Annotated in this window: 23 protein-coding genes; 19 read left to right on the top strand and 4 right to left on the bottom strand. The window is 57.4% G+C overall.

What is annotated here, in order from left to right; translation table 11 throughout:
- The first annotated feature begins 28 nt into the window (after positions 1–28).
- From ftsH to HL671_RS26730, 11 genes are all read left to right on the top strand, one after another.
- Positions 29–1,909, top strand: a complete 1,881-nt coding sequence (gene ftsH, locus HL671_RS26780) for an ATP-dependent zinc metalloprotease FtsH (protein WP_172240307.1) — start codon at positions 29–31, stop codon at positions 1,907–1,909.
- Positions 1,910–1,912: 3 nt separating this feature from the next.
- Entirely contained in the window at positions 1,913–2,650 is a 738-nt protein-coding gene (locus HL671_RS26775) for a rhomboid family intramembrane serine protease (RefSeq protein ID WP_012047513.1), read from the top strand.
- A gap of 21 nt (positions 2,651–2,671) precedes the next feature.
- On the top strand, positions 2,672–3,502 hold the full coding sequence (locus tag HL671_RS26770; RefSeq protein WP_012047512.1) for an SDH family Clp fold serine proteinase: 831 nt from the start codon (positions 2,672–2,674) through the stop codon (positions 3,500–3,502).
- 53 nt (positions 3,503–3,555) lie between these two features.
- Positions 3,556–4,044, top strand: a complete 489-nt coding sequence (locus HL671_RS26765; RefSeq protein ID WP_012047511.1) for a phosphate-starvation-inducible PsiE family protein — start codon at positions 3,556–3,558, stop codon at positions 4,042–4,044.
- Positions 4,041–4,481 carry a thioredoxin TrxC gene (trxC, locus tag HL671_RS26760; RefSeq protein ID WP_172240304.1) on the top strand — a complete coding sequence of 147 codons (441 nt, stop codon included), beginning with the start codon at positions 4,041–4,043 and terminating at the stop codon, positions 4,479–4,481. Before HL671_RS26765 ends, trxC begins: the two co-directional genes overlap by 4 nt.
- 33 nt (positions 4,482–4,514) lie before the next feature.
- On the top strand, positions 4,515–5,171 hold the full coding sequence (gene dps / locus HL671_RS26755) for a DNA starvation/stationary phase protection protein Dps (protein ID WP_312010751.1): 657 nt from the start codon (positions 4,515–4,517) through the stop codon (positions 5,169–5,171).
- 121 nt (positions 5,172–5,292) lie between these two features.
- Positions 5,293–6,216, top strand: coding sequence for an HPF/RaiA family ribosome-associated protein (locus tag HL671_RS26750; protein WP_172240300.1), 924 nt, complete (start codon positions 5,293–5,295; stop codon positions 6,214–6,216).
- Between the two features lie 37 nt (positions 6,217–6,253).
- On the top strand, positions 6,254–6,673 hold the full coding sequence (locus tag HL671_RS26745; RefSeq protein ID WP_172240297.1) for an Hsp20/alpha crystallin family protein: 420 nt from the start codon (positions 6,254–6,256) through the stop codon (positions 6,671–6,673).
- Positions 6,670–9,030: an endopeptidase La gene (gene lon, locus HL671_RS26740; RefSeq protein ID WP_172240294.1), complete on the top strand. Its 2,361-nt coding sequence runs from the start codon at positions 6,670–6,672 to the stop codon at positions 9,028–9,030. Before HL671_RS26745 ends, lon begins: the two co-directional genes overlap by 4 nt.
- Positions 9,031–9,035: 5 nt before the next feature.
- Positions 9,036–9,626, top strand: coding sequence for a MarC family protein (locus HL671_RS26735; protein ID WP_172240291.1), 591 nt, complete (start codon positions 9,036–9,038; stop codon positions 9,624–9,626).
- A gap of 82 nt (positions 9,627–9,708) precedes the next feature.
- Entirely contained in the window at positions 9,709–11,397 is a 1,689-nt protein-coding gene (locus tag HL671_RS26730; RefSeq protein WP_041751154.1) for a cation:proton antiporter domain-containing protein, read from the top strand.
- Between the two features lie 92 nt (positions 11,398–11,489).
- Here the strand turns inward: HL671_RS26730 and HL671_RS26725 are convergent, their stop codons facing one another.
- Entirely contained in the window at positions 11,490–12,275 is a 786-nt protein-coding gene (locus tag HL671_RS26725; RefSeq protein WP_012047503.1) for an LOG family protein, read from the bottom strand.
- Positions 12,276–12,503: 228 nt separating this feature from the next.
- Here HL671_RS26725 and dnaK point away from each other — a divergent pair, with 228 nt between their 5' ends.
- The 4 genes from dnaK to HL671_RS26705 are packed head-to-tail and all read left to right on the top strand — an operon-like array spanning position 12,504 to position 18,052.
- The gene (gene dnaK / locus HL671_RS26720) at positions 12,504–14,390 is read left to right on the top strand and encodes a molecular chaperone DnaK (protein WP_041751153.1); all 1,887 of its coding nucleotides are present in this window, start codon (positions 12,504–12,506) and stop codon (positions 14,388–14,390) included.
- 51 nt (positions 14,391–14,441) lie between these two features.
- On the top strand, positions 14,442–17,030 hold the full coding sequence (gene clpB, locus HL671_RS26715; protein ID WP_172240288.1) for an ATP-dependent chaperone ClpB: 2,589 nt from the start codon (positions 14,442–14,444) through the stop codon (positions 17,028–17,030).
- A gap of 11 nt (positions 17,031–17,041) precedes the next feature.
- Positions 17,042–17,581: a nucleotide exchange factor GrpE gene (locus HL671_RS26710; protein WP_210264110.1), complete on the top strand. Its 540-nt coding sequence runs from the start codon at positions 17,042–17,044 to the stop codon at positions 17,579–17,581.
- 6 nt (positions 17,582–17,587) lie between these two features.
- Complete coding sequence (locus HL671_RS26705) at positions 17,588–18,052, top strand: ETC complex I subunit (RefSeq protein WP_172240282.1); 465 nt, start codon at positions 17,588–17,590, stop codon at positions 18,050–18,052.
- 295 nt (positions 18,053–18,347) lie between these two features.
- On the opposite strand, the gene HL671_RS26700 is transcribed toward HL671_RS26705, so the two are convergent.
- From HL671_RS26700 to HL671_RS26690, 3 genes are all read right to left on the bottom strand, one after another.
- Positions 18,348–18,890 carry an Hsp20/alpha crystallin family protein gene (locus tag HL671_RS26700; protein WP_172240279.1) on the bottom strand — a complete coding sequence of 181 codons (543 nt, stop codon included), beginning with the start codon at positions 18,888–18,890 and terminating at the stop codon, positions 18,348–18,350.
- Positions 18,891–18,993: 103 nt separating this feature from the next.
- Positions 18,994–19,647 carry a BON domain-containing protein gene (locus tag HL671_RS26695; RefSeq protein WP_172240276.1) on the bottom strand — a complete coding sequence of 218 codons (654 nt, stop codon included), beginning with the start codon at positions 19,645–19,647 and terminating at the stop codon, positions 18,994–18,996.
- A 265-nt stretch (positions 19,648–19,912) separates the two neighbouring features.
- On the bottom strand, positions 19,913–20,575 hold the full coding sequence (locus HL671_RS26690; RefSeq protein ID WP_172240273.1) for a BON domain-containing protein: 663 nt from the start codon (positions 20,573–20,575) through the stop codon (positions 19,913–19,915).
- Between the two features lie 205 nt (positions 20,576–20,780).
- Between HL671_RS26690 and ligD (HL671_RS26685) the strand changes: the two genes are divergently transcribed.
- The 4 genes from ligD (HL671_RS26685) to HL671_RS26670 all read left to right on the top strand — a co-directional run bounded on the left by ligD (HL671_RS26685) (position 20,781) and on the right by HL671_RS26670 (position 24,293).
- Positions 20,781–21,779, top strand: coding sequence for a non-homologous end-joining DNA ligase (gene ligD / locus HL671_RS26685; RefSeq protein WP_172240271.1), 999 nt, complete (start codon positions 20,781–20,783; stop codon positions 21,777–21,779).
- Positions 21,780–22,733, top strand: a complete 954-nt coding sequence (gene ligD, locus HL671_RS26680; protein WP_210264108.1) for a non-homologous end-joining DNA ligase — start codon at positions 21,780–21,782, stop codon at positions 22,731–22,733.
- Positions 22,693–23,295, top strand: coding sequence for a DNA polymerase ligase N-terminal domain-containing protein (locus HL671_RS26675; RefSeq protein ID WP_083780747.1), 603 nt, complete (start codon positions 22,693–22,695; stop codon positions 23,293–23,295). The genes ligD (HL671_RS26680) and HL671_RS26675 overlap by 41 nt, the downstream gene beginning before the upstream one ends.
- Before the next feature lie 164 nt (positions 23,296–23,459).
- Positions 23,460–24,293 (top strand): universal stress protein, encoded by an 834-nt coding sequence (locus tag HL671_RS26670; RefSeq protein ID WP_041751148.1) that lies wholly within the window; start codon positions 23,460–23,462, stop codon positions 24,291–24,293.
- The last annotated feature ends 49 nt before the right edge of the window (positions 24,294–24,342 follow it).

Here is a 24,342-nt window from a genome sequence, read left to right as displayed (position 1 = left end):
CTCGATCCGTTACCATTTGGGACGCGCCATGCAGTTCAGTAAGGAAACGACTTTCAACATCTGGTATGTGGTTGCGGCCGTTTTCGGCGTTCTGTTGATTCAGCATTTCTGGATCGAGAGCCAGCGCGTCGAGCCGATCCCCTATAGCGAATTCGAGCGTTATCTCGATGATGGAAAGATCAACAACATCGTCGTCGGCAATCAGTTCATCCGCGGTTACTTCAAAGAGCCGCGCGACGGTCGCACGCAATTTGTGACCACGCGGGTCGATCCGGCTTTGGCCCAGAAGCTTGCTGAAAAGGGCGTGCGCTTTACTGGGGCCGTCGAAAGCACCTTACTTCGCGATATCCTCTCATGGGTTCTGCCCATCCTGCTCTTCTTCGGCCTGTGGATGTTCGTGTTTCGGCGAGTAGCGGAGAAGCAGGGGCTGGGCAACTTTCTGCCGATCGGCAAGAGCAAGGCCAAGGTCTATGTCGAGAAAGATATCAAGGTCACGTTCAACGACGTCGCTGGCGTCGATGAAGCCAAGGAAGAACTGAAGGAGGTCGTCGCCTTCCTGCGGGCGCCGCAGGAATACGGCCGGCTTGGTGCGCGTATCCCGAAGGGCGTCCTTCTGGTGGGACCGCCGGGTACGGGCAAGACGTTGCTGGCACGCGCGATCGCGGGCGAGGCCGGCGTGCCGTTTTTATCGATCAACGGCTCCGAATTCGTGGAAATGTTCGTCGGCGTTGGTGCGGCGCGCGTGCGCGACCTGTTCGAGCAGGCAAGAAGCATGGCACCCTGCATCATTTTCATCGACGAGTTGGATGCGCTGGGCAAGGCGCGCGGCGCATTTCCGGCCGTCGGCGGTCACGACGAGCGCGAACAGACGCTCAATCAGCTTCTGGTCGAGCTCGACGGCTTCGATCCGGCGCAGGGCATCGTACTTCTGGCCGCCACCAACCGCCCGGAAATCCTCGATCCCGCTCTGTTACGCGCCGGCCGCTTCGATCGACAGGTTCTCATCGACCGTCCCGACAAGACCGGCCGCGTCCAAATTCTGAAGGTGCACATGCGGAAAGTGACCTTGGCCGAGGATGTCGACCCAGAAAAGATCGCAGCTCTGACCACGGGATTCACTGGTGCCGACCTCGCCAATCTGGTTAACGAGGCCGCCCTCCTGGCCACCCGCCGGGGCGCGTCGGCGGTTGCCATGCAGGATTTTACGGCCGGCATCGAGCGCATCGTCGCCGGTCTGGAAAAGAAGAATCGGCTGCTCAACCCGAACGAGCGAAAGGTTGTTGCCTATCACGAGATGGGCCATGCGCTGGTTGCACTCGCGATTTCCAAAACCGATGCCGTTCACAAGGTCTCGATCATTCCACGCGGGGTAGGCGCGCTTGGCTATACGATCCAGCGGCCGACCGAGGACCGCTATTTAATGACCCGCGACGAACTCGAAGCCAAAATCGCTGTTCTGTTGGGCGGGCGTGCTGCCGAGAAATTGGTGTTCGGAAAGCTTTCGACCGGCGCCGCCGACGATCTCGCCAAGGTGACCGACATTGCCCGCAATATGGTGGTGCGCTACGGCATGGACGAAACCCTCGGCTATGTCGTGTACGAACCCGAACGGCCTTCCTTCTTGGGCAATGTGCCAGGACAGGCGCCGAGCGAGCGTCAATTCAGCGAAACGACGGCTGAAGCGATCGACGCTGCCGTGAAATCGATCGTCCATGCCGTGTTCGATCGGACAACCGTAATCCTTACCGCCAACCGTGATGTTCTGGAGCGCTGCGTCAAATCCTTGCTCGAAAAAGAGACGTTGAACGAAGACGAACTGCGCGAGCTTACCCGCGATCTGCGTTCGCCTGGCACTCAGGCCATGGCCGCGCCGGCCATGACGGCCGCCTCTCAAGCCGCGAGGGCATGACCGATGTTTCCGATCCAAAATGGCGTTCCGCACCGCAGCGCACCTTTTGTCACCTGGAGTCTGATCGCCACAAACGTGGCCGTGTTCCTCTACCAAGTCAGTCTCTCGCCGCCAGCACTCGATCGATTTCTCGTGGACTACGCGCTTATTCCGGGACGTTATTTCGTTCCTCTGCCTTTCGTGCCCGAACCCACGCTTTCGGATTATCTGCCGTTTGCAACCAATATGTTCCTGCATGGCGGATGGCTGCATCTGATCTTGAACATGTGGACCCTGTTTCTGTTCGGGCCGACGGTCGAAGATCGAATGGGAGGAGCCCGTTATTTGCTTTTCTATTTGTTTTGCGGGATCGCGGCCTCGACAGCGCATGCGTATTTTAATGCAACATCGTTTGTTCCGGCTTTGGGCGCCTCCGGTGCGATCGCCGGCGTCATCGGCGCCTTCGTCCGTCTCTTTCCGCTGGCGAATTTGATCGTCGTCATTCCGATCTTCTTCTTTCCGTTCTTTTTTGAAGTTCCGGCACTCTTGTTCGCCGGACTGTGGTTTTTGATGCAATTCGTGCAAGGAACGATCGAACTTGTCAGTCCTTCGGCGGGCGGAGGTATCGCATGGTGGGCGCATATCGGCGGATTCATCGCGGGGGTGTTGCTGACATCCGTTTTGACGCAGCCGCGGCGAACTTATCGGAAATACTACCTTGACGAGGGAATCTATGGTTTCACGCCCAATGGCCGACGCTGAGCAATCCGGAGATCTGCCTTCATGAGCATCAACGACATCTTCTGGCTGTTCTTCATGTTCACTATGCTGCAGCCGTTGCTTCGGCAACGCATGCTGGAGGCCATGCGAACGCGAAAGATCGCGCAGATCGAGCGGGATCGGAACTCGCGCGTCATCCTGCTTGTGCATCGGCAAGAAACAATGCGGCTGCTCGGCTTCCCGCTGATGCGTTACATCGACGTGAACGACTCCGAGGATGTGCTTCGCGCCATTCATATGACCGATGACGATGTGCCGCTCGACATCGTGCTGCACACGCCGGGCGGACTGGTGCTGGCTGCGTTGCAGATCGCGCGCGCCATCCGCGCGCACAAGGCGAAAGTGACCGTTTTCGTGCCTCATTACGCGATGTCCGGCGGTACGCTCATTGCACTCGCAGCCGATGAGATCGTCATGTGCCGGCACTCTGTGCTCGGCCCGATCGATCCGCAGCTCGGGCAATCGCCCGCGGCCTCTTTGCTTAAGGTGATCGAGCAGAAGCCGATTGCGGAGATCGACGACCAGACCCTGGTTCTTGCCGATGTCGGCCGCAAGGCGATTGCCCAGGTTAAAGCTGCTGCCAAGGAACTCCTGACGGATAAAATGCCCGAGGATAAGGCCGAAGCGCTCGCTGAAAAATTATCGACCGGACAATGGACGCACGACTATCCGATTTCGCCGACGGAGGCCAAAGACTTGGGCCTGCCTGTCAGCACGAACATGCCGGACGCAGTGCTCGAACTGATGACGCTTTATCCCCAGCCGGTACGGTCGCAAGGGGGCGGCGTCGAATATCTTCCGGTGCCGCGACAGAAGGAAGCGTTGCGAAAGTAACTTAAACAGGCGTGGTCAGAGAAAAGCCGGTGGCGCAGCGGACGGAGTCAACTATGAAATTGCTCGAACATTTGGACATCAAAACCACGCAATGGGAGGTCGCCAGCGTCTACGAGAAATTCGAGCAAGTGGTCGTTCTCATTCTGACCGGCTTGATCATCGTCGTTATCGCCTCCGCGGTCTGGCATCTGGCAATTAAGATCCTATTCGGCCTCGTCCTGGCCAGTTTTGATCCGACAGATCCTGCTGTTTTTCAGACAGTGTTTGGCATGATGTTTACCGTCATCATCGCCTTGGAATTCAAACATTCCATCCTAATCATGGTGAAGCGGGAACAAAGCGTCGTGCAGGTGCGCACGGTCGTCCTGATTGCCATGCTCGCGGTGATCCGGAAATTCATCATCATCGATTTGTCATCCGCTACGGCCAATCAAATGTTTGCGCTGGCGGCGGGCGTCATCGCTCTTGGCGCCGTCTATTGGCTCGTGCGCGATCAGGACCGAAAGGCCGAGATCGCAGAGCGTGAGAGGCCGGCAACATGAGTCAACACGTCACGCATATCGTTTGTCCTCATTGCGATGCCGTCAACCGCATCCCTGCGGACAAGCCGGCCAAAGAGGCCAAATGCGGCCGCTGTCATCGTGCGCTCTTCGACGGTCATCCGGCGGAGGTCATCGGCGAACGGCTGGAGAAGCATATCAAGTCAAATGAGATACCGGTCGTCGTCGATTTCTGGGCGCCGTGGTGCGGACCATGCCGCATGATGGCGCCGGCCTACGAGCGCACCGCGGGACAACTGGAGCCGAACGCGCGGTTGCTGAAGTTGAACACCGAGAATGATCCAGGCGCTGCGGAGCGTTACGACATAAGATCGATTCCCACCCTGATTATGTTTCGTAAAGGCCAGATCGTAGATCGCGTGAGCGGCGCCATGGATGAACGCCGCCTTCAGCAATGGATCGTGTCGCACGCGCATTGAGTGCCTTAACGCGCTAAAAATGAGAGTACGCGAATGGCAAGAAAACGTAAGCCGGATCCTCCTGAAACCGATGACGATCCTGTCATTGAAGCGGCCATCGAATCGTTTCCTGCCAGCGATCCGCCGGGCTGGATTCCGGCGCGAATTGGCCCTGCGGTACCTATCCCTGCCGAGGATTTGCCAAGCAAGCGAAATCAGGAGGTCGCCATGCATGACACCCGCATCGATTTGCCTTCCAACGTTCGAGGAACCGCCATCGGATTGCTTCAAGCGCGATTGGCCGATGCCGTCGACCTCTCAACCCAAGCCAAGCAGGCGCATTGGAATGTTAAAGGACCGAGCTTTATCGCGTTGCACGGACTGTTCGATCAGGTTGCAACGACCGCTCGCGAGCATGCCGACACGATCGCCGAACGAATCGCGACGCTCGGCGGTACCGCGGAAGGCACGGCGCGCGTTGCCGCCAAGCAATCGATGCTTAAGGAATACCCGCTCGATATCGTCGACGGTCGCGCCCATGTTTCGGCTCTCGCGGATGCGCTTGCCGCATTTGGCGCCAATGTTCGCCGCAACATCGACGAGGCGGTTGAGGCGGGCGACCAGGGCACGGCCGACTTGTTCACTGAGGTCTCCAGAAGTATCGACAAAACATTGTGGTTTGTCGAAGCCCATGGTCAGGCCAAGGCGTGATCGCAGGTAAAAAGACTGGAGGCGCTGAAGAAGATACGATGCGCCTGCCGCTTGCGGCTCAGCGCCACCAATAGGTGATATGACTATTTTCGTTCAATCGGCCAGCGGAGACCCCCCGTCCATGACAGCAGACTTAGGTGAAAACGCCGGTCACTTCAGCTGGAATATCGTCACGCGCAACCTGCACGGACACCCGTTTTTGCGAGAGAAACTTTACAGCAAAATTCGCGCTCTCGAACAGCATCTGCAACGTTTTCCCCCGGATGCTGTGCATCTTCTTATTGAACTCGACCGGCACGCGCGCAAGGAGGAGCATCGGGCCGTTCTTACGCTCCGGCTGCCGTCGCACATCTTGCATGCTGACAAGTCGGCAAAGTCAGCTATCACCGCATTGACGCATGCGGTAAAGGCGCTTCTGCAAGAACTAAAGGCTCTCAAAGAGAAGATGCGGGAAGAGCCGCAATGGAAACGCAAAGCGAGGCGCAAGAAGCTGTCATTTGCGTCCGGACCAAGCGAAGGTGGCGCGGTACCGCAAAGCGCCGCCGAAATCCGCGAAGCTTTCGTTGAAGGTCACCGCAGCCGGTTGACACGGTTCGCGCGCAGAGCTGTCAATCGCACTCCTAGCCAAGATGAGTCAGTCACCGATCGAGAGCTTGCGGAATTGGTTGGGGAGGCAAAAGACAAGCTTGCGGCTTTATCGAAGCGCCAAAAGCTGACAAATGATCGCGCGCAGCTCTATCGCCTCGTCCGCAAGGCCATCGCACAGCGCGGCAGCGGCTCGCGAAAAGGGCATCCTCCGATCGCGCCCTCATCGCTTACCGGAGAAGCCTCTCCGAAATCCGGTTTGTTGTCGGCGATGGATCAGGTGCTAGCTACGTTATCCCCTTTCGAGCAAGAAGTGTTCGATTTGCATTACGTCGAAGGCTTTGAGACGGACGAGATCGCGATGGTCACCCGAAAGCCAGAGAAACAAGTCAAGGATGCTCTTGATGTCATCGAGAATCAAATTCGTCGGAGTCTGCGCTCGGAGCCGGTTGAGACATAGGAAGACAGCACCGAAGCGGTGTTAGGGGGTCAGATCCATGGCATTTGGCGAAATCGAGCGGTGGATGTGGGCGGATGCTTGTGAGCTCCTGGCTCGCGCGGAGCGGCTTCATCGTCAATTTTTCACGCCTCTTGCCGTCGAAGGCACAATCGGTTGGTCGCCGCCCGTTGACTTATATGAGACGGAAAGCGAATTCATTGCACTGATCGCGTTGCCCGGGGTGGCTCCGGGCGACGTCGAGATTGGGCTTTTCGGGCGGACGCTTGAAGTTCGCGGCCATCGCCGAATGCCGGCATTGGTCAGAGGCGCGGCCATTCATCGGCTTGAGATTCCTCAGGGACGTTTTTTGCTTCGATTCACGCTTCCCGAAGCGGGCGCAGCACTCGCGGCGCAGGATTTTGAGGATGGCTGTCTCCTTCTCCGTCTCGCCAAATCGGCACAAGGCGCAAAAAGATGAACGAACAAGTCTCGCCATCAAGCCAGAGCAACACCAAGCTCCCGCCGGGCGCACTGATCTTGCTGCCAGTGCGCAATATGGTGTTGTTTCCCGGCGTCGTGATGCCGCTGACGGTGGGGCGGCCACGCTCCCAGGCTGCCGCCCAGGAAGCATTGCGCGGTGAGCGGCCGATCGGCATCGTGTTGCAAACCGATCCGACAGTCGACGAACCGGGCGATGAGCAGCTTCATCGTATCGGCACAGTCGCGGAAATTCTGCGCTACGTGACGGCGCCGGACGGCACCCATCATCTGATCGTCCGCGGCACTCGCCGGTTTCGCATTCAAAGCTTCTTGCCAGGATATCCCTTTGTGACCGCGCAGGTGGAGGAAATCGGGGAATCCGAAGTTCTGACGCCGGAAATCGAGGGCCGGGTGCAATTGCTGCGACAGCGGGCGCACGAGGCCATGCAGCTCTTGCCGAATGTCCCGGCCGAGCTTGTCGCAGGACTTGACGGGGTTCAGTCGGCCTCGGCGCTGGCCGACTTCGTCGCCAACCTGATGGACATCAAGCCGTCTGACAAGCAGGACATTCTCGAAACATTCGACGTCAAAACGCGGCTTGAAAAAACGATTCGGTTCCTGACCGAGCGTATTCAGGTGCTCCGTATCAGCAAAGAGATTGGCGAGCAGACGCAGGAGACACTCAGTACGCAGCAACGCGAGCACATCCTGCGCGAGCAGATGCGGCAGATCCAGCGCCAGCTCGGCGAGTCCGACGATCGTTCCGCCGAGCTCGAAGAACTGAAGCGCGCTATCGAATCGGCAGGCATGCCGAAGGAGGTCGAGGATCAGGCCAAGAAGGAGCTGCGGCGTCTCGAACGGATGCCAGATGCCGCCGGCGAGTATTCCATGATCCGCACCTATCTCGACTGGCTCATCGAATTGCCCTGGTCAAAACTGGCCGACGAGAGGATCGACATTCAAGAAGCGCGCCGCATCCTCGACGAAGACCACTACGATCTCGACAAGGTCAAGAAGCGCATTCTCGAATATCTTGCGGTGCGCAAGCTTAATCCGGATGGCAAAGCGCCGATTCTCTGTTTCGTCGGCCCGCCGGGCGTCGGCAAGACCTCGCTTGGTCAGAGCATCGCCCGGGCGACCGGACGTCCCTTCGCGCGCCTGAGCCTCGGCGGCGTTCACGACGAGGCGGAGATTCGCGGGCATCGCCGAACCTATATCGGTGCGCTTCCTGGGAACATCATTCAGGCTATTCGCAAAGCGGGCGCGCGCAATCCGGTCCTGATGCTCGATGAGATGGACAAGCTTGGCGCCGGGTTTCACGGCGACCCTTCGTCGGCCCTGCTCGAAGTGCTCGATCCCGAGCAGAACCGCACTTTCCGCGATAACTATCTGGGCCTACCCTTCGACCTATCGAAAGTGCTGTTCATCGGAACCGCCAATATTCCGGACAGCATTCCCGGCCCCCTGCGCGATCGCATGGAGATGATCTCGGTCCCCGGTTATACGGAAGATGAAAAACTGCAGATCGCCAAGCGCTACCTCATCAAGCGACAGCTCGATGCTGCCGGCTTGAAGGCCGAGCAATGCGACATTTCCGACGAGGCGCTCCGGGGGATCATCCGGTATTACACGCGCGAGGCCGGCTGCCGCAACCTGGAGAGAGAAATCGGCGCGCTCTGCCGCCACGCCGCGATGCGTATTGCCGAGGGCAAAGACACCGCGGTCAAGATCGGCGAGGCGGACCTGCCAACGATTCTCGGGCCCCATCGCTTCGAGGACGAGGTCGCGATGCGCACCAGCGTCCCGGGCGTCGCCACCGGACTTGCCTGGACGCCGACCGGCGGCGACATCCTGTTCATTGAGGCAGCGCGCGTGCCCGGAAGCGGCAAGCTCATTCTGACGGGGCAACTTGGTGACGTGATGAAGGAGAGCGCGCAAGCCGCGCTCAGTCTTGTCAAATCGCGCGCCGAGAGCCTCGGCATCGATCCTGCCCAGTTCGAAAAGTCGGATATTCACGTTCATGTGCCGGCAGGCGCGATTCCGAAGGACGGCCCGAGCGCGGGCGTTGCCATGTTCATCGCCTTGACCTCGCTTCTGACCGCCCGTACGGCACGAGGCGACACCGCGATGACAGGCGAGATTTCGCTCCGTGGACTGGTTCTGCCGATCGGCGGCGTCAAGGAGAAGGTCCTCGCTGCGGTGCGGGGCGGCATTGAAACGGTCATGCTTCCCGAACGAAACAGAAAGGATCTCGAAGATATCCCTCCTGATGCGCGACAACGGATCAAATTCGTTTGGATGCGGACCGTCGATGACGCAATCGCGGCGGCGCTTGAACCGCCTAAGGGGAAATAGCTCGCGTGCCGTCGACGCTGGAATTCGTCATTACGACCTTCGTCACATTTTTTGTGGTGATCGACCCACTTGGCATTCTCCCGATCTTCATGGCCTTGACCGGAAAAAAGAGTGTCGCGATCCGACAACAAATTGCAGTTCGCGCCGTCCTTCTTGCTGGCCCGATTTTGATCGTGTTTGCGTTCGCCGGCGATACTGTTTTTCGCTTTCTGGGCATATCGCTCCCGGCGTTTCGAATTGCCGGCGTCCCAGCGGACTACGGACTGCAACCGAGGCCGAAGAAGACGAGGCAGAGCAAAGCACGGACGTGGCGGGTTTTCCACTTGCAGTACCGCTCTGCCGGTCCGGGCGCAATGACCTCCGTCATTCTTATTATGGGAAAGGCAGGCAGCGATTTCCTGATTCAGCTTATCGCAATGTCTACCCTCCTCTCTGTGTTGCTGCTTTGCCTATTGGTCTTCCTTTTTGCATCGCGACTGATGGCCGTGCTCGGATTGACGGGCGTCAATGTCATAGGGCGCGTTTTTGGGATCGTTCAATATATGCTCGACGGGTTTGCCGCTTATATTGCAATTCTGAAACCATTTGACGCGTGAAGCCTATCGGCCAGCGGTCAGTCTGCAGATCGATCGCAGGCTCACAATTCGTCGTGGAAGCACGGCTTGTGCGATAAAACGTATGCAAGACCTTCTCGCTATATCGGTCGTGTTGATCGCCGCAGCTGCGATTGCGGCTGGTCTATGCGCTCGAATGCGAATTCCAACCCTCCTTGGTTATATTCTAGCCGGGGTCATAATTGGCCCATCGGTCGGAAGGCTCGTGCAGCCCGGCGACGCATTGACGTTTCTCTCAGAAATCGGCGTCATTTTGCTGATGTTCACGGTCGGTCTCGAACTGTCAGTCGCCGAACTATGGGCAACACGCTGGCGTGTTCTTTCGGCCGGCGGGCTACAGTTTGCTTTGGGTAGCGTCGCATTCGGAGGAGTAGCGTATTTGCTCGGCGCCTCTCCAAGTGCGGCCGTCATGGTCGGGGCGGCCGCAGCGGTGTCATCGACGGCGATCTGCGCCAAACAATTGGCTGATCAGGGCGAGCTTACCACGCGCCATGGCCGAACCAGCGTGGCCGTTCTGCTATTCCAGGACATTGCAACCGCTCCTCTTCTCGCGGCGCTTCCATTGCTAGCCAGTAGGACCGAGGCTGGCACCCAAATTGCGATTGAAGTGGTTCGAATTCTGGCGATCCTCGGCATCATCGTCCTGGTGGGAAAACCGATTCTTTATCGGTCGTTGGCATGGGTTGCCCGTCACGGTCATTCTGAAGCCTTTCTGCTCGCTTCAATCTTGCTCGTTCTGATAACAGCGTGGATCAGCCATTATCTCGGAATTGAGCCTGCTCTGGGGGCATTCATTGCGGGTCTTGTTCTAGGGGAGAGCGACTTCCGACATCGCATCGAAGACGACATTCGTCCCTTCCGGGATTTAATGGTTGGATTGTTTTTTATCACGACTGGAGTGCAACTCAATCTTGCTCTTGTCACGCAATCTCCGCTCAGCGTGATTTTTTGGCTGTTCCTGCTGGTGCCAATCAAAATTGTTATCAGCGCGATAGCACTACGTCTCGCGAAGCTCGGTTCGCTTGATGCCGGACGAGGGGCAATCATCCTGGGCCACGGGGGCGAATTCGGATTGCTGCTCGTGAGCTTGGGAATCAGCGCAGACTTTCTGCCCGCAACCATCGGACAGCCAGCGATGATCGCGATCGCAATATCCATGGCGCTGGCGCCGCTTTTGATTCGAGAACATGATCGGTTAGTGCAACACATATTCCGCGCCCACCGGCAACCACACCACCCTCAGCTCGAGGAGCTGGAAGGATTTGATCAGTCGAAGGACCTACAACAGCACGTGCTCGTTTGCGGTGCCGGCTCCCTTGGCCGGATCGTATCGAGAGCGCTCTTGAAAGCCGGCATATCTCATCTTTTGTTCGAAACGCGCTACGAGCCATTTGTGCAAGCGAAAGAGTTGGGATTGCCCGTCATTCTCGGAGATGCGAGCCGGCTCGCGACTCTGGAAGCGGCTGGTGTGGAGCGCGCCCGGGCGGTTGTCGTCACCTTCCACCAGCACCGACCGGCATTCAGGATACTTCGTGCGTTGCGGCATCGCTTTCCAAACCTGGCTTTGATTGCCAGCGCGAGAACCGAAGCAGCGGCGGAGGAGCTTCAGCTCATCGGGAACGTCAACGTGTTTCATGAACATATTGCCGCTGGGCTGGCGCTTGCGAGGCAATGTTTGCAGGAAGTAGGATTGCCCCGCGATCGTCTTGAGGTATTATTCTCGCAAATGCGCCGGGAGCTCCACACCGAATGAATATCAGTCGGGGTTATCGCGCAACTGAATAGGACTTGTTGCTCATCCCAATGGGTGCCTCGCGACCGGGTGTAGAGGCCGCAAAGAAATTGTCATGGAGAGTCCTGACGTGGCGAAAAGGCGCATAACAGATGCTCCTTGAGCAAGGCCCACGCTTCTTCCGCATCGTCGGCGAACATAAACAGGCTCGTGTCCTGAGGCGCGATCATGCCTTCCGACACCAAGACATCAAGATTTAGAAGCGAGCGCCAGTAAGAGTGATCGAAAAGAAGAATTGGAATTTGTGAAATTTTGGCGGTTTGCTTCAACGTCAATATTTCAAACATCTCATCCAGAGTGCCAAATCCTCCGGGAAAGATTACGAGCGCATTCGCTCGCATCGCGAGATGCATTTTGCGTATAGCAAAATACTGGAATCGAAATGTCAGCTCGGGTGTCGAATAGGCATTGGGCTGTTGTTCGTGAACGAGCGTGATGTTGTAGCCGATGGAAGGGGCATCGGCATCACATGCGCCTCGGTTGGCGGCCTCCATCAAGCCCGGTCCTCCACCGGTCGCAATTACGTTATCGCGGACCGGGCCATTTGATCTCTTTGCGCCGCCACGTTCCGAAACGATGCGGGCGAATTCGCGAGCTTGCCGATACCAGGTCGCATGCCGGGGAGGCCCATTTTCACGCACGCGTGCACTGCCGAACACGACGACCGTCGAGCGCACGCCCCACGCGCGCAGAGCCTCTTCCGCTTTGGCGTACTCAAGTTGAAGCCGGATACCGCGTGTCGACTCTCCAAGAATGAAGTCCTGGTCGAGCGCGGCGAGCTGATAGGTCCGAGACTGAAGCTGTTTTCTATTGTCGATAGGGGTCGTTTGCGCTGTCATCCGGTAGTCCTTCTTAGTGGCACGATGAAATTCGCGTTTTTGCCGAGCCCCGGTCCGGAAATCCGGTTGCCGTCTCGGGAAATCCGACGCAGGATGCTGATCGAAAGATCGGAATGTTGATATCCGTCAACGTGATCGGGCAGCATGTCGGTTGAAATACAAGTAACGCCGAGATCCGGCTAGGCGTCGGGCTGATTTAACTCGTCCCCGGAACGAGAGGAGAACGTGATGGCAAAGGCGATCGGGATCGATCTGGGAACGACCAATTCCTGCGTTGCCGTGATGGAAGGCAACCAGGCGAAAGTGATCGAGAACGCAGAAGGCGCCCGCACCACTCCCTCCATGGTGGCCTTCACCGATACGGGGGAGGTTCTCGTCGGGCAACCCGCCAAGCGCCAAAGCATCACGAATCCCGAAAATACGATCTTCGCCATCAAGCGCCTGATCGGTCGCCGGTACGACGATCCGATGACGCAGAAGGACAAGGGCATGGTGCCCTATAATATTGTGCCAGGCCCCAATGGCGATGCCTGGGTGGAGGTCCGCGGCAAGAAATATAGCCCGAGTCAGATCAGCGCATTCATTCTTACGAAGATGAAGGAAACCGCGGAGGCCTACCTTGGCACCAAAGTAACCGAGGCGGTCATTACGGTTCCTGCCTATTTCAACGATGCTCAGCGCCAAGCCACCAAGGACGCGGGGCGTATCGCCGGACTCGACGTGCTGCGCATTATCAACGAGCCGACCGCGGCAGCATTGGCCTATGGTCTTGAAAAGAAGGGAACCGGCAAGATCGCTGTGTACGATCTCGGTGGCGGAACCTTTGATATTTCAGTTCTCGAGGTTGGCGACGGAGTATTCGAGGTCAAATCGACGAACGGTGACACGTTTCTGGGAGGCGAAGACTTCGACAAGCGGATCATCGATTACTTGGCGGATGAGTTCAAAAAGGAGAACGGGATCGATCTTCGCGGCGACCGGCTCGCCCTCCAGCGCCTAAAGGATGCCGCCGAGAAAGCCAAAATCGAGCTATCAAGCGCGACGCAGACCGAGGTCAATCTGCCGTTCATCACCGCCGACCAGCACGGTCCGAAGCATCTCACGATCAAGCTGTCGCGCGCCAAACTGGAAGCGTTGGTTGACGATCTCATTCAGAAGACGGTGCCACCATGTCAAGCGGCACTGAAGGACGCCGGGATCGCAGCCTCTCAAATCGACGAGGTCGTTTTGGTTGGCGGCCAAACACGCATGCCTAAGGTTCAGGAGACGGTGCAGAAGCTGTTCGGGCGCGAACCGCACAAGGGCGTCAATCCGGATGAGGTCGTGGCGGTCGGTGCGGCGATTCAGGCGGGCGTTCTTCAAGGCGATGTTAAGGATGTCCTTCTGCTTGACGTGACGCCGCTTTCGCTTGGCATTGAGACGCTTGGCGGTGTGATGACTAAGCTAATCGAGCGCAACACGACCATTCCGACCAAGCGCAGCCAGGTATTCTCGACCGCCGAGGACAACCAGACCGCGGTGACGATTCGCGTTTTTCAGGGCGAGCGTGAGATGGCGGCTGACAACAAGCTGCTTGGACAATTCGACCTGGTCGGGATTCCGCCTGCCCCACGAGGATTACCTCAGATCGAGGTTACTTTCGATATTGATGCCAATGGAATCGTCAACGTGTCCGCTAAGGACAAGGCAAGCGGCAAGGAGCAGACAATTCGCATCCAGGCTTCCGGCGGACTGACCGAAGCCGACATCCAGCGTATGGTCAAGGAAGCCGAAGCGCACGCCGAGGAAGACAAGCGCCGCAAGGAGCTGGTGGAGGCACGCAACCAGGCGGATGCCACTATCTACGGTGCGGAAAAGCGTCTCCAAGAGGTCGGCAATCAAGTTGCCCCGGATGCAAAGACCGCAGTCGAACAAGCAATTTCGGCTGCCAAGGACGCCATGGCTGGCGAGGATGTCGGCGGCATCCGGCAGGCGACCGAAAAGCTTGCGCAAGAAGCCATGCGCCTGCAGCCGACAGGCGGTGGAACCAGTACCTCCTCTGGTGCTTCTAGTGCCCCGGAGTCAGATGTTGTCGATGCCGAATTCGAGGAAGTGGACAAGCGAAAATCCGGTTAGCCGAGAGGTTTGTCTCTCACGAAACGTGTCGACAGGAACAAGAGTACCGCCATGCAGATCGAGAAATATACCGACCGGCTTAAAGCGCTGGTGCAATCCGCACAATCGCTCGCGCTACGAAGCGGGCACCAGCAACTCACGCCGGTTCATGTGCTGAAAGCGTTGCTGGACGATGAAGACCGGCTAGCCCTCAATCTGATCGATGCCGCTGCGGGCGCTGGGGCGAGTGCCCAGGTTAAACAAGCGGCCGAACAGGAGCTGCAAAGGCTGCCCAAAGTCGAAGGCAGCGGCGCAGGCCAGATTTATCTCGCTCCGGAGGCGGCGCGGTTGTTCGATCAAGCCGAACAGCTATCGCAGAAAGCCGGCGATGCCTACGTCACCGTCGAATATATGTTGATGGCTCTGGCGATGGCGAGCGGCGCCGTTGGCGACCTCCTCAAGCGCGCAGGTGTCACGCCTCAGGCGCTCAACAAGGCGATCGGTGACATCCGGAAAGGGCGAACCGCGGACACGGCATCGGCCGAACAGGGCTATGACGCGCTCAAGAAATATACGCGTGATTTCACCGAGGAGGCGCGTCAGAACAAGCTCGATCCGGTTATTGGTCGTGACGAAGAGGTCCGGCGCACCATTCAGGTGCTTTCGCGACGGACCAAGAACAACCCTGTTCTGATCGGCGAGCCAGGAGTCGGAAAGACGGCGATCGTGGAAGGCCTGGCGCAACGCATCGTCAAGGGTGATGTGCCGGAAGCCTTGAAAAGCCGTCGGCTGCTGGCGCTCGATCTTGGAGCGCTGCTGGCTGGGGCCAAATATCGAGGCGAATTTGAAGAGCGCCTCAAGGCCGTGCTGCAGGAGCTTAGCAGCGCGGGCGACGTCATTCTGTTCATTGACGAACTCCACACCCTGGTTGGCGCCGGCAAGGCGGAAGGGGCGATGGATGCTTCCAATATGCTCAAGCCTGCGCTTGCGCGTGGCGAACTGCACTGCATCGGCGCAACGACGCTGGACGAGTACCGAAAGCATATCGAGAAGGACGCGGCGCTCGCTCGACGCTTCCAGCCGGTGTTTGTTGGCGAGCCGTCGGTCGAGGAGACGATTTCGATCTTGCGCGGTCTCAAAGAAAAATACGAGGTCCATCACGGCGTTCGCATTACCGATGGTGCGATTGTCGCCGCCGCGACCCTGTCCAATCGCTACATCACCGATAGATTTTTGCCGGACAAAGCCATTGACCTTGTGGACGAGGCGGCTAGCCGCGTCCGCATGGAAGCCGATTCCAAGCCGGAGGAGGTCGACGAAATCGACCGCCGCATCATTCAGCTTAAGATCGAGCGTGAGGCCCTGAAGAAAGAGACAGATGAAGCGTCGAAGGAGCGCCTCAAGAAAGTCGACCAAGAAATCGCCGAGTTGGAAAAGAAATCGGCCGATCTCACCTCGATTTGGAAGGCGGAGAAGGAAAAGCTCGCCTCCGTGCAGAAAATCAAAGAGCAACTCGATCAGGCACGCAGCGAACTGGAGAGCGTGCAGCGGCGCGGCGATCTCACGCGTGCTGGCGAGCTTATGTATTCCATTATCCCGCAACTGGAGAAGAAGCTCGCCGAGACCCCCGCGCAAGGACGGATGTTCAAGCAGGAGGTAACCGCCGAGGAGATCGCAGAAGTCGTGTCGCGGTGGACTGGAATTCCGGTTGACAAGATGATGGAGGGCGAGCGCGAAAAACTGCTTCACATGGAAGATAAGCTGCGTGAACGCGTGGTGGGGCAGGACCAGGCCATTGTCGTCGTCGCGGATGCCGTGCGGCGAGCACGGGCCGGTCTTCAGGATCCCCATCGGCCGATCGGCTCATTCCTGTTCTTGGGCCCCACCGGCGTCGGCAAGACGGAGCTTTGCAAGGCGCTTGCGGAATTCCTGTTCGATGACGAACAGGCAATGGTTCGCATCGACATGTCCGAATACATGGAAAAGCATTCGGTAGCCCGACTTATCGGCGCGCCTCCCGGCTATGTCGGCTATGAGGAAGGAGGTTCCTTGACGGAAGCCGTCCGCAGGCGCCCGTATCAGGTGATCCTGTTCGATGAGGTCGAGAAGGCACATAGCGATGTTTTCAACATCCTGCTGCAGGTGCTCGACGACGGGCGGCTCACCGACGGACAAGGCCGCACAGTCGATTTCCGCAACACGATCATCGTACTCACCTCAAACCTGGGGGCCGAATATCTGGCCGCGCTCCCCGAAGGAAAACCGGCCGAGGCGGCGCGCGAGCAGGTGATGGAGGTGGTGCGGCATTCCTTCCGGCCGGAATTTCTCAACCGTCTCGATGAGATCATCTTGTTCAACCGGCTCGGTCGCAGCGAAATGAAGCGGATTGTCGACATCCAGCTTCGTCATCTGCAATCGCTGCTGGCGGATCGTAAGATCACGCTCGAAGTCGACGACATGGCGAAGACGTGGCTCGGCAATACCGGTTACGATCCAGTCTACGGCGCGCGACCACTCAAACGCGTCATTCAGCGCCAGCTCCAGAATCCGCTCGCCAGCATGCTGCTGTCAGGAAAAATCAAAGATGGCGATACGGTCAAGGTAACCGTGCTTGATGGCCAGATTGCAGTGAACGGCGCCAAATTGGCGCAGGCAGCATAGGGTGTGTGACGATGTCATCACCGCATAGCATAGAGGACGAGGCGGTTGCCACCGAAGCCACCGATGTCGCGACGCTTTTGTCCGAAAATGCGTCGTTGAAGGATCGTCTTCTGCGAGCGCTCGCCGACGCCGAAAATGCGAGGCGACAAGCTGATCGAAAGGCCGAGGATACGCGCAAATTTTCCGTCGCTGAATTCGCACGCGAGCTATTGCCAGTTATCGATAACCTTCAGCGTGTGATCGAAGCACGCAGGACGGTGCCATCTACACAGCATGATGCGCTATTGGAAGGCGTCGAGACGACCTTGCGACTATTTCTTCAGACGCTGGAGCGATTTGGCGTCAAGAAGATCGCTGCGTCCGGGCAACGATTCGACCCATCCCTGCATGACGCGCTGATGGAAGCAGAGGATGCATCGCATCCACCGGGAATGGTAACGCGGGTGCTGGAAGATGGTTATATGATCCATGATCGGTTGTTGAGGCCAGCACGAGTGGTCGTGTCAAAAAGGCACCCATCCACCGACCACGGGTCCATATTGCAGGATTGATACCTCATGTCGGCGGATCGAGATCACAATCGCTCCAAGGGATGGCCGAAGCTGCCTGGCACCGACATGGCCGTGCCGGGAGGCGTTCCGCCGGTGCTGATATATAGAACCGAACGCTCGGTGACCCAGTCTGCTCCGGGTCGGCGCCGTTGGATACTGGAATTTGAGCGAAGCGCCGCGCCGTTCATCGAGCCGTTGATGGGATGGACTGGAAGCAGTGATCCCTTTGCATCGATTCGGCTCGAGTTCCCGGATTGCGAACGTGCCGTCGGTTTTGCGGAAAAGAATGGGTGGGACTATCGGGTGATCGATCCTCAAACTCGAAAGCCGCTGGTCAAAGGTTACGCGGATCGGTTCAAATATGAGCTTGCCGATGCGATTGCTCGCGCCGGTGACGGTGGATCAAAATGCTTGGAACAACCGAGCACGACCGGAACGGGATCTCCGAGCGGCCGGCCCAACCGGAAGTAATCGCGTAATCAGCCCGTCATTGCGCCACTTTCACGGAGCAGGAACAGGCCACACCGATGGTTTATCGGTGCAGCCCTGATGATTGGCGCAAGGCGCGTGAGAGCGCTTGCGGCTGTTCCGCCGGTTCACGAGCCCCCGCTTGTACCGGAGCCACGATGTTCATGGACCATCAACGGAGGTCCGTCGATCCGCGAAGGCGGCGTGCACCTCATCCGTCATTGGCAAGGGTCGCCAATGAGCCGCCGAGCTTACTCCGATCTGCCCAGAAAACACGGACAATTTGCAGGGATCGCCACTAAACGGCCTTCACTTCGATCTTCTTTTCCGGCTTCTGCGCCCCGGGTGCCTTCGGAAGCGTTACGGTGAGCACGCCCTTTTTGAAGCTGGCATCGATTTTGTCGGCGTCAATGCCCTCGGGTATTCGGAAGTGACGCTCAAACGAGCCGAAATGCCGCTCGCGTAGATGATATCCCTTCTTCTTTTCTTCCTTGTCCTCTTGTTTTTCGCCGCGGATGGTCAAGGTATTGTTGGACACTTTGACCTCGATATTGTTCTCATCGAGTCCTGGAAGCTCCGCGCTGATTTCGTAGGCATTGTCTTTTTCGACAACATCAACGGCCGGAGTTGCGGCCAGAGTCAGCTCCCGCCGCCAAAAAGGGTCGGCATCGAAAAGCGAACGACGGAAGGGAAGGCGCCAGGAACCTCGATCAAACTCGTCGAAAAGGCGGTCAACCTCGCGGCGCAGGCTCTCAAACGGTCGCCACGTTTGAGCCAACGCGCCCTTTTCGCTCGTTTTCGTTTCGCTTTGAACCGGCAGATTTTTTTCCGCTTCAGCCATGACTGAGCCCTCCTACGATGGTTGAGTATCTTGGTGTGTCATTGCAAAATAGACCCTCGGCCCACGTCCGCGTCGCCACAACTCAGCGTGCCGGCCGCCATACTTAATTGCTAACCGTGATGTGGTTTTCGACGTCGGTAACTGCCGGAGCGGCCCACGCGGCTCGTTCTGCTTCCTCTCGCTCCGCCCAGGAACGAACAGTACCTCTGAGAACGACCTTGCTTCCGCTTGTATCGACCGTAATGCGCTCAGCATCGACCTGGGCACTCCTGTGTAGCGCGGAAACAATGCGTCTTTTCACCTCTTTGGGAGCGATGTTGCCCTTCAGCGTGATCAGGTTGCTTATGCCCTTGACGCCGCGCAGCCGGCGGATTGAGTTCGCCGCAATATTTCGTTGATAATCCCACTTGACTTCACCTTCGAGTGTGACCCAGCCCGCCTTTACCACAACTTTGATGTTCTCCCAGGAACCCGGTAGTTGAGCCTTGATTGCCGCGACGGCATCCCGGGCGATTTCCGGGTCAGGTCTCTCCGTGATACTCGGCAATCGCACCTCGATATCATTGGCGACTGCATGGACGCCTGTTACGCGCTTCGCTGCCACCTCCGCTTCCAGCTTTTCGTTGTAGCTTCGCACAAAGCCCGTGAGCGTCACAACACCATCTTTGACCGCAACGGCGACGTCTGTTGCTTCGATGGCGGGGTCCCACTGAAGTTCTTCCTCGACGTCCCGTTTGATCTCGTGATCATCGCGCATGGACAGCCCCTCCGAACACAGGTTCACTGAAACTCATACCCCAACTGTTTCTTGTCAGACATTGACGCTAATCAATTTCATGTGGGCACCGTTTTGACAGGTCAGTGATCGGCATTTGCCCCGCATGGTCGAACACACGATTTGACCGGCAACCATTCACGATTCGGCGAGACGTCGCTCCCAATCGCCCCACCTGACGCGCGCAGTTTGATCAAAATCGCTCCCGCCCCGTTGTCTCGGGACGGGAGCGACAAAGAAGCGCACACTACGGTGAGATCACGATGTTGTTGGTGACGCTGCTGACCCCAGGAGCGGCCCACGCGGAGCGCTCCGCTTCCTGCCGTTCCGCCCAGGATCGCACCGTTCCTCTCAAGGTGACCTTGCTGCCGTCGACGTCAACGACAATCTTGTCAGCGTCGACTTTGGCGCTGCGGACCAACGCATCCTCGATCTTGCGTTTGACGTCGCTTGGACTTACGCGCGGCTTGACGTGAATGAGATTCGAAATTGACTTGATGCCCTTGATCGAGCGAACCGCACGCTCAGCCCATTCCTTTTGATAGAACCATTCCACGTCACCTTCGAGTGTCAGGTAACCGTTCTTTACGACGACCTTGATATCGTCGCCGGTGGCCGGCAAATCCCGCTTGATCGCCTTCACAGCCTCTTCGGCAATTTCTGGGTCGGTCCGTTCGCTGGCTAGCCGCACCTGAATGTCGTTAGCCACTCCTTTGACGCCGGACACCCGCTTTGCCGCTTTCTCGGCGTAGTAGGAGTCCATGTAGCTCTTCGTGAACCCCGTAAGGGTTACCACGCCATCCTTGACAGTAACGGCAATATGGCTGCTGTCGTCGATTGAAGGATCGTACTTGATCTCATCTTCGACATCACGCTTGATTGTTGAATCCGTGTGAAAAATGGAAACCATGGTGGCGTCTCCACGTTGAACCGGACAGGATTGTCCCATACGTTTTTTCACACAGCTTCGCAGCCAACCGGCTCTCCTGGTCAATATTATGCGCTCGAATAGGTGGATGATTTGCCACATGTCGTGACACCGCGGCCGGATCGCGGCGATCATGCAACTCATTCCTGGTGAGCACGGGCGCTGCCGCTGCATAGGATTAGATGTCATGGCAGGCATGCTTTCGGCCGCGCTACCTGAAGAGGTAAGGACCGGGGCACGCAAGAGGCGGCAACCAAGTTGGATAGCGCCGATGCTGGCGAGCTTGACGCAAGAGCGATTTTCCAGGGAGGACTGGCTCTTCGAACCGAAATGGGACGGCGAGCGCTGCCTGGTGTTCAGTCACGGCACCGAATTGGAATTGTTGTCACGTAACAGGACACGTCTGAATGAAAGATATCCCGAGCTTGCACCGGCATTCAATCAGTGTGCGATGAACTCTTTCATTGCTGATGGTGAAATCGTTGCATTCACGGGCGGCATAACGAGCTTCATGCAGCTCCAAAAGCGCATGCAGGTCGAGAATCCATCTCGCTCCTTGTTGCGACTGCCGGTCTATATGTACCTGTTCGACCTTCTGTACTGGAACGGTTACGATTTGCGGCGCGTACCCCTTCGGCATCGTAAAGCACTGCTTCACGACGCATTCCCATTCGGGCGCCGATTGAGATTCACCGCGCATCGTGAGAAGGATGGCGAAGCCTATTACCGCGAAGCGTGCCGCAAGGGCTGGGAAGGGATTATCGCTAAGAATGGCAACAGCCAATATGTCTCAAAACGAACGCGAGACTGGCTGAAGTTCAAGTGTGAGCAAGGTCAGGAGTTTGTTGTCGGCGGATACACAGAGCCCCAGGGACATCGGATTGGCTTCGGGGCTTTGCTGCTAGGAGTGTACCGAGACGAGCGACTTCATTATGCGGGAAAGGTTGGAACCGGATTCGATAGCGCGATGTTGAAAGTTCTTGCGCAGCGACTTCGAAGTATCGAAACGAATGTCTCGCCATTTGCCGACTACGATATCCCGCAACGAGGCGTCTACTGGGTCAAACCGGAGCTCGTCGCACAGATTGCCTTCACGGAATGGACCAAGGATGGCCGGCTCCGCCATCCACGGTTTCGCGGTTTGCGTGACGACAAGCTGCCGTCAGAAGTGATACGGGAGGGTTGAGTGGGCGCGAGCGAATTGCGATTGCGTGTTGAAGTACACGAAATAGCGGTTACAAACCCGGCCAAGTTGCTGTTTTCGGACGATCATATCAGCAAGTACGAGCTCATTGACTATTACCGGTGGGTGGCACCGCGGATGCTTCCGTTTCTGCGTGATCGGCCAATTGCCTTGGAGCGATATCCGAATAGCATCGGACAAGTTGGGTTTTTTCAGAAGTCTGTGCCCTCCTATTTTCCTGACTGGGTCAAAACGATTGAAGTTGAAAAGAAACAAGGAGGCGTAACCCGTCATGTGATCTGCAATAACGGGGCCGTGCTGGTGTATTTGGCAAATCAGGCATGCATCACGCCACATATATGGATCAGCCGGGTCGACAAGCTCGAATGCCCAGATCAAATGGTGTTTGACCTCGACCCTTCAGCCGATGCGTTCGACTGGGTTAGGGCAGCGGCATTAGCTCTCAATGAACTCCTTCAAGAATTGACGCTGTCGGCCTATGTCAAATCGACCGGTTCGCGAGGATTGCATGTCATCGTGCCTCTTAAGCGGACTGAGTCATTCGAGTCAGTGCGCGCCTTCGCTCGCGCGGTCGCGATGCGTGTTGTCATGGAGGAACCAAGTCAGCGAACTCTGCAGCAGCGCACTGGCTCGCGGCATGGACGCGTGTTCTTCGACATCAACCGCAATGCTTACGCACAGACCGTTGCGCCGCCGTATGCGGTGAGAGCGCGGCCCAACGCTTCGTTGTCGATTCCGCTCTTCTGGGAAGAGGTGCGCTCCAAAACATTGCGGCCGGATGGCGTAACTCTTCGAGACATACGCAAAAGGCTCGATGGAATGATTGATCCATGGGCTGACTTTTGGCGCCGCGCAAGCGCACTCGGGAGTGCACGGCGTAAATTGGAGTTGCTCGGTGTCTCTGTCAGAGTACCGCAAAAGGCGAAATTTCGCTAAAACGCCAGAACCGGCGGGGCGTTTGCGCGCCCGGCGCCGCGGGCGCCTATTTGTTGTACAGAAGCATTGTGCAAGCCGTCTGCATTACGATTTCAGGCTTGAGGTCGGCGGTGTGTTGGCATCATGGGCGATCCCCAAGGGCCCCTCGATGAACCCCAGACAGAAACGTCTTGCCCTCAGAACTGAAGATCATCCTCTGGAATATGCGACATTTGAAGGCGTAATCCCGGAGGGTGAATATGGTGCCGGCGTAGTGATGGTATGGGATAAAGGCGACTATCGCCCGCAACACGACAAGTCGATTGAGGTTCAGTTGGCTCGCGGCAAAATTGATCTTGTGCTTAGCGGCGTCAAGCTCCGGGGCGGATTTACATTGATACAGATTGCCGTCCGGTCCGGCAGACCTAATCAAGGAGATGCTTGGCTGCTGATTAAGCAAAAGGACGAATTCGCCGCCACTTCGTGGAATATCGAACAGGCGGCTCCTGATCGCTCAGTGATGACCGGACGCACTCTTGAGGAAATTGCGGAGGGTCGTTCGCGCCGACAGCGGGGACTTTGACCTGCCAAATATGTAGGTTGCAGTGGGGGTTGGCTAGCCCCCAAGACGAGCGGAACCGGCGGACCCCCGTCTTGACAGTCATCAAGGACTCGCGCTCGGCTCTCATGCCATCATGTTGTTGTCCTCAGTGGGGTGTGTTAACGCATCGATTCACGAGAACCCTGATGATCAAAGATGTATTCACTTGGCTCGACGGAAGCGTCTCGGACGAAATTCGTATGAGCGCCGCTCTCGATATCGTCCGGCAATTCGAAGGTCATGCGACAGGCTTGTTTTTTAGCGTATTACCTCCACCTCCAGCACCCATTGAAGGCGACCTCACAGGCGCACTTGGCATCGCGGCCCTGATGGATCAGGCGCGTGCCTCAGGCGATAAAATGGAAAAGACCATTGTCGACCGGTTAAAGCGGTACGGCGTGGCCATCGAGCTTCGCAGGTTCGACGTTCTAAGATCAGACATTGCAGATGTTGCCGCTCGCGAAGCGAGGTGCGCCGACGCCTTCGTCTTGATCAGACCAAACGGCTCGCAAGATCCCGATCGCCTCGTCGAGGGCATTCTGTTTGGATCAGGCCGGCATATTTTGTTGGTCCCCGAAGTCGAGCGCCCGAAATCCATTGTTTTCAACCGGATTTTGGTCGCGTGGAACGCGAGCCGCGAATCGACGCGGGCTGTGGCCGAAGCAATGCCCTATTTGCGGATAGCGAAGGACGTCTCGGTCGTGATGGTTACCGAAGAGCCTCGCAAACAGATGGAAGGATCCGTGGGTGACGCGATCAAAAAGCATTTGAAGCATCACGGCGTTGCGGCGGAACTCCATCGGGTCAAATGCCGGAACGGTAATGTAGGCGAAACATTGCTTGCGGAAGCCAAGAAAGCGAGAAGTGACCTGATCGTTCTAGGTGGATACGGCCATACTCGCCTTCGCGAGATGCTTCTCGGCGGTGTAACCTATCATTTGATGCACAATTCGCCGGTGCCGCTTCTCATGGCGCACTAATTAAACGAATACAAATTCAGGACGCAAGAGACGATCAAATGTTCCACAC

The sequence above is a fragment of the Bradyrhizobium denitrificans genome (assembly GCF_013179005.1).
In the GTDB taxonomy this organism is placed as follows: Bacteria; Pseudomonadota; Alphaproteobacteria; order Rhizobiales; family Xanthobacteraceae; genus Bradyrhizobium; species Bradyrhizobium denitrificans.
The sequence above is the reverse complement of the archived record's forward strand: the minus strand, read 5'-3'. Positions and strand labels throughout refer to the sequence as shown.